Below are 13495 nucleotides of genomic sequence, written 5' to 3'. Positions count from 1 at the left end.
CGCAAGGTGTCGATGCATGAAATCGAGGGATTTTGCCGCGCGCCGCGTGCAGTCGCGGTGTGGCGCGGCACACGACGGCGGACGCGAAACGGGGCGCAACAAACGATTGCCCGGTTGGATCGGCCGTGTTTTCGGTATCATAGCGTCCGGTTCCATATGGAAGAGATCTGGACGTGAAAGCCGCATCGCAACAACGCCGTACCCTGAGCTTCAAGGAAGGTCTTCTTGAGATCAAGAAGAGCATGGGGGGCGGCTCAGGCCAGCCAGCCGAAGAACAGGCGCAAAAATCGCAAGGCAAGCCCGCTCACAAGGGCGCGAAGGGCCATGGCGGCTCGCACGCCCCGAAGGGCCCGCGTGCGCCGAGAGAGGGTTCGGCGGCTGCTGGCGCAGCCGGCGGCAAGGACGAGCGTGCGCGCTCGCGCCATGGCCGGCCTCAGGGCGCGCGAGCGCAGGAGCAGAATCAAGGTGAGCAGGGGCAGCGCGCGCAGCAGCCGCGCCGGCCGCAGCAGCCGAAGCCGGCCCGCGGACCTGAGGCGGCCGAGCGTTCCGGGCAGCAGCAACGCCGCCGTCCGGCGCGTCCCCAGCAGCCGCCGGCCGCGAATCTGAGCGAGGCCGAAAAGGCGCGCATCGAGCGCAATCGCCAACTGAACACGGTCTGGAATGTGTTCGCGAAGCACTACCCGGCTTTCCGCGACCGTTTGCCGCTCAAGATCGGCGTGGCCGAGGACCTCGTCGCGCGTCACCCCGAGTACGAGCGCACGATGATCGTCGCCGTGCTCAAGCGCCATGTGAACCATCCGCGCTATCACGAGCGCGTGGCCGCAGGGGGCTCGCGCTACGAACTCGACGGCACGGCTTCGGAAGGTCCGGGCATCGACCCGTCGCACGTCGGCCGCGCAAATGCGGCGCTGGCGCGCCAGAAGGCCAAGGCCGAGGCGCAAGCCAAGGCGCGCGAAGAGGGCAACGCCCAGCCGGAGGTCAAGACAGAGGCCAAGGCCGAGGCGAAGACCGAACCCGCGCCCCAGCTCGAAGCCCAGAGCGTAGAACCGCAAGCGCCGTCCAGCGCGCCGGAAGCCGCGGTACAGCAACCGGAAAACGGCGAGACGCCCGCAAGCGGCGCCTGAGCCCGCGCGCCGGAAGTTCCCTCGTCGAAACGCCCCTCTCGCGGCACCGCCGCGCGAGGGGCGTTCGCACGTCTGGCGAGGCGCTGCCGATCGATGCGCGCGCAACCTTCGGCGCGCACGTCGGCCTTCGTATCGGGAACTCGGGTGCTTTCGATGCGCATCGCATGGCCGCCGATCCCACGCGAGGCAGCCTGAGCGAAGCAGGTAGCAGTGTTAGCGCGCGCTGGCCGAAGCGGTGCCTTGCGCGGCAGCCTGCGCGGAGGCCGCCGATGTCGCGGAGGGTGCAGCGGCAGGGCCGGATGCGCCGATCGCGGCCGTTGCCGCCGCAGCCGCAAAGGCGGAAGCCGCCGATGCCGCCAGCCCGACGCTCGCCCGCGCATCGCTCGCGGCAGGCGTGCTAGCGGTGTCGAGCACCCGGCTGAACTCCACGGCGCGCGTGCGGATCTTTTCCGCATAGGCCTTCGAGCCGCCATAGTTCTTCATCGCGGCATTGAGGTCGCCGCCGGCCGCGCGCTGGTAGCCATAGAGGATCGACGAGCCCACGTCGATGTTGACCTCGGGGTCGGTGAGATCCTTGTTGTGCAGGAGATTGCGGTGCGCCGACGGCACGACCTGCATGAGTCCGGTCGCGCCATTCGCGCCGTGCGCCTTCTCGCGAAAGCGCGACTCGATCGAGATGATGGCGAGCAGCACCGCGGGCGGCAGCGAATATTTCTCGGCGGCGCCCGTGACGGCTTGCGAGATTTGCGCCGCTTTCCCTTTCGCGATACCGAACTTTTGCGTGAGGTATTTCGAAACCGCGCCGGACATGGCGCTGGAGCTTGCGGGAGCAACCTCGCTCGCAGCCGATGCGCTGACGACGTCGCTAGCGGGCGCCTGCTGCTGCGCCTGCGCGGCCGCGGTCTGCACGAGGCCCGGAAACAGGACGAGCAGGCAGAGGAACTGCCTCATGGCCGGTGCATAGGAGAAAAAGAAGGCGCAAGTATAACCGGCCCCGATTAATGAGGCCGGCTGCGTGTCATCCCGTTTTCACATCCCTGACAGGTGTCGTGCCGGGCGCGGCGCCCGGCGCCCGGCGCGGCTTGAGGCCGAGTTCAGGCCGGGTTCAGTCCTTCCGCACCGAAGCCTTCCAGATTTCGTCGATACTCGCGGCGAGCGCGGCATCGAACTCGGCATCGCTCATCGACTTCGTCAGGTCGTTGATCAGCGCGCGCGAAAAGCTTGCAATCATGCGATGGTTTTTGGCGAGACGCTCGCACGCGTCAGTACGCGAGTAGCCGCCCGAGAGCGCCACCACGCGCACCACGCGCGGATGTTCGATGAGCGGCAGGTAGAAGTCGGGCGTATCGGGAATCGTGAGCTTGATCATCACGTTCTGCGAGGCGGGCAGCGCGTCGAGCCCTTTGAGCAGTTCGTCGCGCAACAGCTTCTCGGCCTTGGCCTTGTCGGGGGCCTTGATGGAGACTTCGGGCTCGAGGATCGGCACGAGTCCGTGCGCGGAAATCTGCGCGCCGAATGCGAATTGCTGCGCGGCGATGGAAGCGATGCCGGAAGGCGAGGCGTGCTCGATCACCGAGCGCATCTTGGTGCCGAAAATGCCGGCCGTCACCGCACGTTCGAGCAGGGCGTCGAGGCCCGGAATCGGCTTCATGAGGCGCACGCCGTCGGACTCGGCCTCCAGCCCCTTGTCGACCTTGAGGAACGGCACGACGCGGCGTTCGTTCCAGAGGAAGTCGGGCACCGGCTTGCCTTGCGCCTGGCCGTCCATGGTCGCCTCGAACAGGATCGCGCCAATCACCTTCTCGCCCGTGAATGCGGGGGCGCTGACGATGCGCACCCGCATTTCGTGGATGAGGCGAAACATTTCGGCGTCGCCGCTATACGCGCTTTCGGGGATGCCGTACTGGCGCAGCGCGCCAGGCGTCGAACCGCCGCTCTGGTCCAGCGCGGCGATGAAGCCCGGTTTGTCGCGCATCTGCGCCAGCATTTGCTCGTTTGCCATCGTCGTATCTCCCGTATTTGGGGCGCCCTTGCGGGCGCGGTTACTCGAATCGGGTCGCCGCCTGCTGCGACGAGTGTACTTGCGCCGCTGCGCCGCGTCTTTGCCATTATGTGGGCATGGCCGCGCAACCGCGCTGAAGCAGGGGGAACGATAAACCGCAGCAATTACGGTGCCAGGGAAGATCGCGGCAAGCGCCGTCACACGATGACTTGCGCCTGCGCGCTGCGGTCGTTCGCGAGCAGCGCCGAGAGCTTGCGCAGCGCGGCCTGCAATTGTTCGCGCCCGCCCGTCGCGCCCAGAGAAATGCGGATCGCGTTCGCGGTCTCCGGGCCTTGCTGGAAAGCCGTGGAGGGCGCCACGGCGAGGCCTTCGGTGCTCGCGGCCGCCGCCAGTTCGCGCGCCTGCCAGTAGCGCGGCAGCGCGTACCAGAGGTGAATGCCCGCGCCCGCCGACGATCCCAGCGTATGCGCCGCGATGCGCTGGCGCTCGCGCGCTTCGGCCTTCACGTCCGCGAAGATCTGCTCGGCCACGCCTTCCTCGATCCAGTGTGTGGCGAGCGCGTTGGTGAGCGGCGCGGCCATCAGCGAGAACGTGCGCAGCGCGGTCACGAGGCGGGTGCGCGCGTCTTCGTCGGGCAGCGCGAGATAAGCCGTGCGCAGGCCGGGCGAGAGCGTCTTGGAAAGCGTCGCGAGATAGCAGACCTGAGCGGGCGCGAGCCGGGCAAATGGCGCTGGCGCATCGGGCGCGAAACGCCAGTAAGGATCGTCTTCGACGATCAACGCGCCGCAGCGCTGCGCCACCCGCAGGATTTCCAGGCGGCGTGTCTCCGGCATGGTCGCCGTCGTCGGGTTCTGCAACGTGGGGTTCACGTAGATGAAACGCGCCGCGTGCTTGCGGCAAGCCGCTTCGAGCGCGTCGGGGCGCATGCCGTGGTCATCCACGGCAACGGGGGCGATGCGGCGGCCCAATTGCGCCGCCGCGTGCGGCAGACCCGGATAGAGCAGCGGCTCGGCGAGGATGACCTCGCCCGGCTGCGTGAGCGCAAGGATCAGCGCGGCCAGCGCCGCCTGCGCGCCGGGACAGACCACCACGCGATCGGGCGCGACGTGGCCGAGCACGGGCTGCAGCCACTTCGCGCCCGCCTGCCAGTCGGCGCGGCCGCCGCCGCCCATGTGGTAAGTCATGAGCAGATCGGCGTCGCTGCGCACCAGCACGCGCGCCATGCCTTCGCGCAGCAGCGCGTTCATGTCGAGGTCGGCTGGCGCAGGCGGGATGTTCATGCTGAGGTCCACGCGTTGGAGCAGCTCGGCGCGCGGCGCGGCGATGAACGTGCCTAGCGGCCCGCGCGCCTCGATCAGGCCGCGCCGCCGGGCTTCGTTGAAGCCGCGCGTGACGGTGGTCAGATCGACCGCAAGCAGGGTGGCGAGACTGCGCTGCGCGGGCACGCGCTCGCCGGGGCGCAGCGTGCCGTGCGCCACCGCGGCTTCGATGAAATCGGCGAGCCGCAGGTAGCGCGGGCCGTTGCCGGACTGCATCGCCGTGGCCCATGCATTGATATCTCCGGCGCTTTCAGCAGGTCGGTCGTGTGTCATTCTGTCGCGGATGTATGCGTCATGTCTTACTCTAGCATGCGTGCATGAAGCGCGTAAATCCATACATATAGGCTATGTATGGCTTCTGCGGCGGCCCTCCAAAGCCGCTCGTGCGGCAGCAGAGTGAGCACGTATGGATGGGTTTGCGCGAACGTCAACCTTGGAACCAGACATGCGCAATCCAGACCCTCGCTCGGGGCGGGCCGCTACCGCCGGCCCGCCTTCTTCATCACGTCCACTCCTCATTACCCGCTTTCTGCGGCGCGCCGCTCTCGGCGCGGCGGGCATCCCGCTCGTGCTGCTCAGCGGCTGCAACATGGCGCTGCTCGCCCCGAAGGGCGACATCGGCGTGCAGGAAAAGAATCTGATCCTGATCGCGCTCGGCTTGATGCTGCTCGTCGTGATCCCCGTGATCGTGCTCACGTTATGGTTCGCGTGGCGCTATCGCGCCTCCAACCCGAACGCGACTTACGCGCCGCGCTGGTCGCATTCCACGGTCATCGAAGTGGTGGTGTGGACGATTCCCTGCGTGATCGTGCTCACGCTCGCCGTGCTGATCTGGCGCACGACGCATTCACTCGACCCGTATCGCCCGATCGAATCGCAGACGAAACCCGTGCGCGTGGACGTGGTTGCGCTCAACTGGAAGTGGCTCTTCATCTATCCGGATTACGGCGTGGCCTCTGTGAACCAGCTGGCGATTCCCGTGGATACGCCCGTCGAGTTCAACCTCACCGCCGAGTCGCTGATGAATTCGTTCTTCATCCCGCAGCTGGGCAGTCAGGTGTATGCGATGCCGGCCATGCAGACGAAGCTGCATCTCATCGCGAACGAGCCCGGCATCTATGCGGGCCGGTCGGCGGCATTCAGCGGCCCGGGCTTCTCCGACATGCATTTCGAAACGCTGGCCAAGAGCCGCGCCGACTTCGACGCCTGGATCGCGCAGGCGAAGGCATCGCCCACGATGCTGAGCCGGGCGGCCTACGAACAGCTCGCGTTGCCCGGCGAAAAGACCCCAGTGACGCTCTATTCGAACGTCGCGCCGGGCCTGTTCGACGGCGTGGTCGGCAAATACATGCGGGACGTACACGGCAACCCGATTTGCGGCACGGTCCCCGCGGTCCCGGGCACAGCCCCCAGCGCAGTCCCTGGCACAGGCGCCCCGGCGCTCACGCTCAACCGTAGCGCCATCCTGGCAGCGGAGTAATCACACCATGTTCGGAAAACTCACGCTCGACGCCGTTCCCTGGCACGAGCCGATCATCATGGGCACGGGCGCCGTCGTGGCGCTCGGCGGCCTCGCCTTGCTCGCCGCGATCACGATCGCGGGCAAGTGGGGCTATTTGTGGCGCGAGTGGATCACGTCGGTCGATCACAAGCGCATCGGTGTCATGTACATCATTCTCGCGGTCGTCATGCTGCTGCGCGGTTTCGCCGATGCGATCATGATGCGCGCGCAACAGGCGCTCGCGTATGGCGACGCCGCGGGCTATCTGCCGCCGCATCACTACGACCAGATCTTCACGGCGCACGGCGTCATCATGATCTTCTTCGTGGCGACGCCGCTCATTCTCGGCTTGATGAACGTGGTCGTGCCCCTGCAGATCGGCGCGCGCGACGTGGCCTATCCGTTCGTCAACTCGCTCTCCTTCTGGCTTTCGGTCGTGGGCGCGGTGCTCGTGATGGTCTCCATGTTCGTGGGCGATTTCGCGGCCACGGGCTGGGTGGCGTATCCGCCGCTATCGGAGCTTGGCTATAGTCCGACAGTCGGTATGGACTACTACATATGGTCGCTGCAGCTATCGGGTCTCGGCACCACGCTCTCGGGCATCAACTTCATCGTCACGATCCTGCGCATGCGCGCGCCGGGCATGAAGATGATGCAGATGCCGGTGTTCGTGTGGACGGCGTTCATCACCAACATCCTGATCGTCGCGGTGTTCCCGGTGCTCACCGCCACGCTCGCGCTGCTCACGATGGACCGCTACTTCGACATGCACTTCTTCACGAACGAGCTGGGCGGCAACGCGATGATGTACATCAACCTGATCTGGGTCTGGGGTCACCCGGAGGTCTACATCCTCATCCTGCCTGCGTTCGGTGCGTACTCGGAAATCATCGCGACGTTCTCGGGCAAGCCGCTGTTCGGCTACAAGTCGATGGTCTACGCCACGTCGTCGATCGGCATCCTCTCGTTCTTCGTGTGGCTGCACCACTTCTTCACGATGGGCTCGGGCGCGAACGTCAATGCGTTCTTCGGCATCATGACCACGGTCATTTCGATCCCGACCGGCGTGAAGCTCTTCAACTGGCTCTTCACGATGTATCGCGGGCGCATCCGCTATCACAGCGCCACGCTCTGGACCATCGGCTTCATGGTGACGTTCGCCGTGGGCGGCATGACCGGCGTGCTGCTGGCCGTGCCGGGCGCGGACTTCGTGCTGCACAACTCGCTCTTTCTCGTTGCGCACTTCCATAACGTGATCATCGGCGGAGTGGTATTCGGCTGTCTGGCGGGCGTGAGCTTCTGGTTCCCCAAGGTGTTCGGCTTCACGCTCAACGAGTTCTGGGGCAAGGTGTCGTTCTGGTGCTGGCTGATTGGCTACTGGCTCGCGTTCACGCCGCTCTACATCCTCGGCTTCGAAGGCATGACGCGCCGCATGAATCATTATGAGGTGGCCGAGTGGCATCCGTGGCTCGTGGTGGCGCTCGTGGGCGCGGTGTTCGTGGGCCTCGGCATTCTCTCGTTCATCGTGCAGATCGTGGTGAGCCTGCGCGATCGCGAGGCCAACCGCGACGTGACCGGCGACCCGTGGGATGGCCGCAGCCTCGAGTGGTCGACCGCTTCGCCTGCGCCGTTCTACAACTTCGCCGTGCTGCCGGAGATCACTTCGACGGAGCAGCACTGGGACAACAAGGAAGCGGGCCGCGCCTACGTGCAGCCGGCGAAGTACGAGGATATCCATATGCCGCGCAACACCGGCGCGGGCTTCATCATCGCCGCGTTCAGCCTGCTGTTCGGCTTTGCGATCGTGTGGCACATGTGGCTGTTCGCGGCGGCGGGACTCATCGGCATGATCGCCACGTTCATCGCGCGCACCTACAACCAGGACGTGGATTACTGGGTCCCCGCCGCCGAGGTCGAGCGCATCGAGAACGCGCGCTTCAGGCAACTCGGCATCCAGCGTTTCGATCAATCCGAGCACATCGAGGAGATGGCATAAACCATGGCTCACGCTGCTACTACTCACGCCCATGGTCATGCCCATGGTCATGATCACGACGACAGCGCCAGAACCACGCTGGGCTTCTGGATCTACCTGATGAGCGACTGCCTCATCTTCGCGACGCTCTTCGCCACGTTCGGCGTGCTCGCGAATGCGACGGCAGGCGGTCCGGGCGCGAAGGAACTATTCGAACTGCCTTACGTGCTCGGTGAAACGCTGCTGCTGCTTGCGAGCAGCGTCACCTTCGGCATGGCCATGCTGAATCTCTACGCGCAGCGGCGCGGACAGGTGAACGTGTGGCTCGCCGTCACGTTCCTGTTCGGGGCGGGCTTCGTCGCGATGGAGGTGAACGAGTTCGCCAAGCTCATCGCCGATGGGGCGGGGCCCGGCACGAGCGCCTACCTTTCGGCGTACTTCACACTGGTCGGCACGCACGGGCTGCACGTCACGGCGGGTCTGTTGTGGATCGCGATCATGATGCACCAGACCTTCAAGTTCGGTCTGACCGGCACGGTCCGCCGCCGCCTCGCCTGCCTGAGCCTCTTTTGGCACTTTCTCGATCTCGTGTGGATCTGTGTATTTACGTTTGTTTACCTGCGAGGTTTCCTGTGAGCCAGTCCCATGCCACCCACCACGCCGTGCATGACGCGTCGCACGGCAGTTTCAAGGGCTACATGATCGGCACGGTGCTCTCGCTCGTGCTGACGCTCGCGTCGTTCGGCGTGGTGATGTTTCGAGTCGTTTCGCCGGCCTTCGGGCTTGCGGCCATCGTCGTGCTCTGCATCGCGCAGCTCGTCGTGCAACTCGTGTATTTCCTGCATATCGGCGCATCGCGCAGCCAGCGCGCCAACACGGGCATCTTCATCTGCACGGCGTTCCTGATCGCGGTGATCGTCGGGCTTTCGCTGTGGGTCATGCACAACGCAAACGTCAACATGATGCCCACGCAGATCTCGATCGACCGCGCCATGGCGCACGACTGACGTGTGACGTTGCGTCCCCGAATACGGGCGCCGGAACCGCGGGCACGGTGCATGCGCTATGTGAAGCGTCGCGACACACCGTCGCTTTTACGTGGAGTGTGACCATGAACAAGGACCAGGTGAAGGGCACGGCTGAAAAGATGAAGGGCAAGGTCAATGAGGCCGTAGGCCGCGCAACCGACAACCCGGCGCGCGAAGTGAAGGGGGACCTCCAGCAGGGAGCTGGCCAGGCACGCAAGAACGTTGGTGACATGAAGGAGGCCGCAAAGGACGTGGAGAAGGACACGAAGCGCCATCACTGATAAACGATCGCTAACCCACCGCGCCGCCGCCTCGAAAGGGGCGGCGGCGTCATGCTGTCCGCGCGTGGCGCGTTCGGCGCTCAGGCCGGCGAGATCCACAATCAAGGAATCAGCCCTTTCGCACGGCCGATGGCGACTGCCTGGGTACGATTGCCCGCGCCGAGCTTGGCGTTGATCTTTCGAAGATGCGACTTCACCGTCAGCTCGGAGACGAACAGCTTCTCCGCGATCACGCGGTTGCGGTGGCCGGCCGAAAGCATCCTTAGCACGTCCAGTTCGCGCGCCGTGAGCGCGTCGGCGGGAGAGTCCGCGGCGTAGGGCGAAAGATCGGCGGCACCCGTTGAGTCCGCCATGCGCGCGCGGGCGGGCGCCACGCCGTCCAGCAACTGCGCGACGAACGCGGGCACCACGCCAAGCGAGCCGATTTGCGTGGGACCGCGCTCGGCCCATGCGTCAAGCAGGCGCATCAATGCTTCACCTTCATCGAGGAACGCGCGCACGAAGCCTTCGTGGCTCGCCATGCGCAGCGCACGGTCACGCCCGGCTGGCGTGTGCTGCGCTCGCACTTCGGCAGCGCCACGGTGCTGACCGTCTTGTTCCAGTCGTTCGCGGGCTATGCAGTCGTCGCCTGCGGCATCACGTGGATGCCCGTGTATTTCCGCCTCGGACTGGGCTTGCCGCCCGCACGCGCAGGCTGGCTGTTCGGTCTCCAGGTGCTTTTGCAGGTGCCGGTCGGGTTCGCGCTGGCCACGCTCTCGCACGCGCTGCTCAGGCGCAACGTTTCGACGCGCATCGCCCGTGGCGGGCTTTCTGTGGCTGCAGCCCACAAAGGAGGGCCGCGGGGCGCGCTGACATCCGCGTGCCCGATTCGACCGAAAGATTATCTCGGCCGGGTTCCTGGTAATTCGCAGTGCAATCCATTCCGCCAACGAGCGGATACCGACAATAGAAGAGGAGACATGCATGCGTTTGAAGCTGATTAGCCAGGGTGTGATGGGCGCGACGTTCGCAATGGCCGCGAGCGCCGCTTGCGCCCAGACGAGCGTGACGCTCTACGGCGTGGCCGACACGTTCTTCCAGTACCTGAACAACGGCGGCTGCAGGCGAACTATTCGTATGCGAGGCCGAAAACGCCACCGTCGCATTCACTCGCTGCTGCGCTCGGCACCGCGCATGCGTATAACGTCACGGAGGTTGGCGCGACGATTCAGGCCACCTCGTTCGACGCGATCCAGATCGCCGGTATTCAGCGCAACATTCACGGCGTTAGCGACGAGACGCTGGGTGTGGAGCTTGGCTGCGATCACCGGATATCTAAGCGCACGAGCCTTTACGCGCGTGCGGGTTATCTGAAGAACCACGGCCAGGCGATGATGAGCTGGCCCGGCATTTCCGTCACGACCCCGCATTCTTCGCAAACGCTTGCCGTGCCTGGCATCTCGCATCTTTTCCGAAACACATTACTACGGAGTGCAAATAGATAGCGGCGCGGCATGACAGCCTCGATCTGCCTTCATTTTGCCATGTGCAACAGGAGGACAGCGGCACGGCGAAACGCCCTCAAAACAGGTATGCTGCAGGCATCCCGTGTGTTCCGCGCGGGGCACGAACGTGGAGCTCCCGATGTCTGCCAATCCTGCCAGTGTGTCCTCCGGACTGCGCGAAGTCTGGTTGATCCGTCATGGTGAAACGGAATGGAGCCTCTCCGGGCAGCACACCGGCCGCACCGATATCGCGCTCACCGGTCACGGACGCGAGCAGGCGCGCTCGCTGGCGCCGTCGCTCGCCGCACAGCACTTCGACGCGGTGCTTTGCAGCCCGATGGCGCGGGCCATCGAGACCTGCCAGCTCGCGGGCCTCGGCGACCAGATGACGATTTCGGCCGACTTGCACGAGTGGGACTATGGGATTTACGAAGGCCTCAAGACAGCGGATATCCGCAAGACCGAACCCGACTGGAGCGTGTGGCATTCGCCCATCGCGCATGGCGAGGATCTCGCGCGGGTTCAGGCGCGGGCGGCGTCGGTAATCGAGGGCCTGCTGGCCATGCGGGGCCGCGTGGCACTCTTTTCACACGCGCATTTCCTGCGCGCGTTGGGGGGCTGCTGGGCTTCCGGTTCGGCGGCGCTCGGCGAGCATCTGTATCTCGACACGGCTTCGGTGAGCATTCTCGGCTTCGACCACGAAAGCCGCGCCATCCGCCGCTGGAATGCGCTCGGCGAGCGCAGGGCGTTGATGTAAAGAATTCCTGACGCGCGCGCTCGCTCAGCGCAAGGAGCACGACAGCCAGTGCGCGATGCGCACGCCGTCCAGACGAGAACCCTCGGGCGTGGCGCTCCCTAGCATTGTGACGATCACGGGCCGCCGGCCGTGCACCATCATGCGCATCACCATGTTGTGGCCGGACTCGTTGATGAAGCCGGTTTTCTGCACGCTCGCGCGGACCTGCCCGTAGCGCACCAGACGATTGCTGTTCACATACTGCAACTGCCCCTGGCCAGTGGCCATGCGTTCCTCATGATCGATCGAATAGCGGCGAATGAGCGGGTAGCCATTGGCTGCGCGCACGAGGCTCGCCAGTTCGCGCGCGGTTGAAACGTTCTGCGGCGAGAGTCCCGTCGCGTTGACGAAATGCGTGTGCTTCATGCCGAGGCGCTGCGCTTTCGCGTTCATTGCCGCGATAAACGCAGGCTGGCCGCCTGGATAATCGCGGCTGAGCGCCGAAGCCGCACGGTTTTCCGACGACATCAGCGCAACGTGCAGTATATTCGCGCGCGTGAGCGACGCGCCCACGCCGAGGCGCGAATGCGTGAATTTGAGCGTGTCGAGATCGGCGGCCGTGACTGAGAGCCGCTGTTGCAGGGGCGCATGCGCACTATCGAGCCAGACGATGGCCGTCATGAGCTTCGACACCGATGCGATGGGCGCCACCGTGTCGGCATGGCGCGCGTAGAGCGGCGTGTGGGTGTTTTCGTCCACAACGTAGACGGCATGCGAAAAGAGCTGCTTGCGCGACGCCGGCGTAAAGCCGCAGCGGGCGAGCAGGCGAGGAGCGTGCGCGTTTTTGGCGCTCGCGTGCACGGCGTGTTGCGGCGCGGGCGGCGGCCCATGTCTGGGCTTCGCGCGTTTGGTGCGGCGCTTCGGCCCGGAGAGTTTGGTGGAGGGCGCATCGGCGGGCATCGAACGATGTGCGGGCTTCGTCTTGTGCGCGACTCTCTTCTTCTTCGTGGCCGTTGCGTGGTGGGTTCTTTCGGCCGCGCTGCGATGAGCGGCGGCATGGGCGCTGGCTGGAACCGCGCCTGCCGCGAGGGCCGCGACAATCAGGGCGAGCGGGCTGGGCAGCAATCGAAGTCGGGAAGCGAAAGGCATCGACGGATGGGCTTGAACGTTGGGGTCTGCGCTGTGCGCGTCGAGATTTTGGCGGCATTGTTCGAGCGGGATCGACCGATGAAGTTCCATTCCGGTTCCATAATCGTCTTTCAGTGGGATCATCGTCGTATTGAACGGGCGGCGAGCGGGTCCGTATACTCCGTCATGCCAAGGGGGAACAGGGATGCTCAATCAACTCTCCGACACCTTCCTGCTCGTCTTCGCTGGACTCTTTCCCGTGATCAATCCGCCCGCGGCGGGGTTCATCGTACTGAGCATGCTGCCGCATGCGACGGCCGGCGAACGCGCATTTCGCGCGCGGATCATTGCCATCAACAGCCTGTTCATTCTGCTCGGGGCGCTGCTCATGGGCGCCTATGTGCTCTCGTTCTTCGGCATATCGATACCCGTGTTGCGGGTTGCGGGCGGGCTGGTCATCGCGTTCGCCGGCTGGAACCTGCTTCACAAATCGCGCGAAGGCGCGGAGGCGGCACACTCGCAGGCGCCGCCGGATTCGGCGCGCCAGGCGACGCTGCGCGCCATGGCGTTTTATCCGCTCACGCTGCCGGTCACTGTCGGACCGGGGTCGATTGCGGTCGCGATTGCGCTTGGTACGGGTCGGCCGCGCGGTCACGTGCAACTCGTCAATGTCGTCGGCGTGCTGCTCGCCCTGGTCGTTCTTTGCGGCTGCATCTATCTGTGTGTGCGCTTCGCGGGGCATGTCGGCAAGCGGCTCGGACCGGTCGGGACCGAAGTGCTCATGCGCTTGCTCGCGTTTGTGCTGCTGTGCATCGGCCTGCAGATCTTGTGGCTCGGGATCGAGGATCTGCTCGAGTCGGTGCCGCTTTCGGTGAGCGTCAAATAGCGCAGTGCGCCCACACTTCTCGTCGTGTTGC

15 protein-coding genes are annotated in these 13495 nt (G+C 65.3%); 10 read left to right on the top strand and 5 right to left on the bottom strand.

The window, feature by feature from the left end; all coding sequences use genetic code 11:
* Nucleotides 1-173 precede the first annotated feature (173 nt).
* Complete coding sequence (locus AB4Y43_RS23605; protein WP_342946104.1) at nt 174-1124, top strand: ProQ/FINO family protein; 951 nt, start codon at nt 174-176, stop codon at nt 1122-1124.
* A 213-nt stretch (nt 1125-1337) separates the two neighbouring features.
* Here the strand turns inward: AB4Y43_RS23605 and AB4Y43_RS23600 are convergent, their stop codons facing one another.
* The 3 genes from AB4Y43_RS23600 to AB4Y43_RS23590 all read right to left on the bottom strand — a co-directional run bounded on the left by AB4Y43_RS23600 (nt 1338) and on the right by AB4Y43_RS23590 (nt 4718).
* The gene (locus AB4Y43_RS23600) at nt 1338-2075 is read right to left on the bottom strand and encodes a transglycosylase SLT domain-containing protein (protein ID WP_342946105.1); all 738 of its coding nucleotides are present in this window, start codon (nt 2073-2075) and stop codon (nt 1338-1340) included.
* Between the two features lie 154 nt (nt 2076-2229).
* A complete protein-coding gene (locus AB4Y43_RS23595; protein ID WP_342946106.1) occupies nt 2230-3126 on the bottom strand; it encodes a fructose bisphosphate aldolase in 897 nt (298 codons plus the stop codon).
* A gap of 197 nt (nt 3127-3323) precedes the next feature.
* Nucleotides 3324-4718, bottom strand: a complete 1395-nt coding sequence (locus tag AB4Y43_RS23590; protein WP_368728911.1) for a PLP-dependent aminotransferase family protein — start codon at nt 4716-4718, stop codon at nt 3324-3326.
* A 172-nt stretch (nt 4719-4890) separates the two neighbouring features.
* Between AB4Y43_RS23590 and cyoA the strand changes: the two genes are divergently transcribed.
* The 5 genes from cyoA (at nt 4891) to AB4Y43_RS23565 (ending at nt 9230) form a co-directional block, all read left to right on the top strand.
* Complete coding sequence (cyoA, locus tag AB4Y43_RS23585) at nt 4891-5925, top strand: ubiquinol oxidase subunit II (RefSeq protein WP_368617954.1); 1035 nt, start codon at nt 4891-4893, stop codon at nt 5923-5925.
* A gap of 7 nt (nt 5926-5932) precedes the next feature.
* Nucleotides 5933-7942, top strand: coding sequence for a cytochrome o ubiquinol oxidase subunit I (cyoB, locus tag AB4Y43_RS23580; protein ID WP_368728910.1), 2010 nt, complete (start codon nt 5933-5935; stop codon nt 7940-7942).
* Nucleotides 7943-7945: 3 nt separating this feature from the next.
* On the top strand, nt 7946-8557 hold the full coding sequence (cyoC, locus tag AB4Y43_RS23575) for a cytochrome o ubiquinol oxidase subunit III (RefSeq protein ID WP_368728909.1): 612 nt from the start codon (nt 7946-7948) through the stop codon (nt 8555-8557).
* Nucleotides 8554-8928 carry a cytochrome o ubiquinol oxidase subunit IV gene (gene cyoD / locus AB4Y43_RS23570; protein WP_368684218.1) on the top strand — a complete coding sequence of 125 codons (375 nt, stop codon included), beginning with the start codon at nt 8554-8556 and terminating at the stop codon, nt 8926-8928. Before cyoC ends, cyoD begins: the two co-directional genes overlap by 4 nt.
* Before the next feature lie 104 nt (nt 8929-9032).
* Nucleotides 9033-9230: a CsbD family protein gene (locus AB4Y43_RS23565; RefSeq protein WP_069261918.1), complete on the top strand. Its 198-nt coding sequence runs from the start codon at nt 9033-9035 to the stop codon at nt 9228-9230.
* A 101-nt stretch (nt 9231-9331) separates the two neighbouring features.
* Here the strand turns inward: AB4Y43_RS23565 and AB4Y43_RS23560 are convergent, their stop codons facing one another.
* Nucleotides 9332-9751: a response regulator transcription factor gene (locus tag AB4Y43_RS23560; protein WP_368728908.1), complete on the bottom strand. Its 420-nt coding sequence runs from the start codon at nt 9749-9751 to the stop codon at nt 9332-9334.
* 30 nt (nt 9752-9781) lie between these two features.
* On the opposite strand from AB4Y43_RS23560, the gene AB4Y43_RS23555 reads away from it, so the two are divergent.
* From AB4Y43_RS23555 to AB4Y43_RS23545, 3 genes are all read left to right on the top strand, one after another.
* A complete protein-coding gene (locus AB4Y43_RS23555; protein WP_368606510.1) occupies nt 9782-10213 on the top strand; it encodes a hypothetical protein in 432 nt (143 codons plus the stop codon).
* Between the two features lie 45 nt (nt 10214-10258).
* Nucleotides 10259-10714 carry a hypothetical protein gene (locus tag AB4Y43_RS23550; protein ID WP_368728907.1) on the top strand — a complete coding sequence of 152 codons (456 nt, stop codon included), beginning with the start codon at nt 10259-10261 and terminating at the stop codon, nt 10712-10714.
* A gap of 139 nt (nt 10715-10853) precedes the next feature.
* Nucleotides 10854-11471, top strand: a complete 618-nt coding sequence (locus AB4Y43_RS23545; protein WP_133186972.1) for a histidine phosphatase family protein — start codon at nt 10854-10856, stop codon at nt 11469-11471.
* A 24-nt stretch (nt 11472-11495) separates the two neighbouring features.
* Here AB4Y43_RS23545 and AB4Y43_RS23540 read toward each other — a convergent pair whose 3' ends face one another.
* Entirely contained in the window at nt 11496-12599 is a 1104-nt protein-coding gene (locus tag AB4Y43_RS23540) for a serine hydrolase (protein ID WP_368728937.1), read from the bottom strand.
* Nucleotides 12600-12783: 184 nt separating this feature from the next.
* Here AB4Y43_RS23540 and AB4Y43_RS23535 point away from each other — a divergent pair, with 184 nt between their 5' ends.
* Entirely contained in the window at nt 12784-13464 is a 681-nt protein-coding gene (locus AB4Y43_RS23535; RefSeq protein ID WP_368728906.1) for a MarC family protein, read from the top strand.
* The last annotated feature ends 31 nt before the right edge of the window (nt 13465-13495 follow it).

Source organism: Paraburkholderia sp. BR10872 (assembly GCF_040965835.1).
GTDB classification, from domain to species: domain Bacteria; phylum Pseudomonadota; class Gammaproteobacteria; order Burkholderiales; family Burkholderiaceae; genus Paraburkholderia; species Paraburkholderia nodosa_A.
The sequence above is the reverse complement of the archived record's forward strand: the minus strand, read 5'-3'. Positions and strand labels throughout refer to the sequence as shown.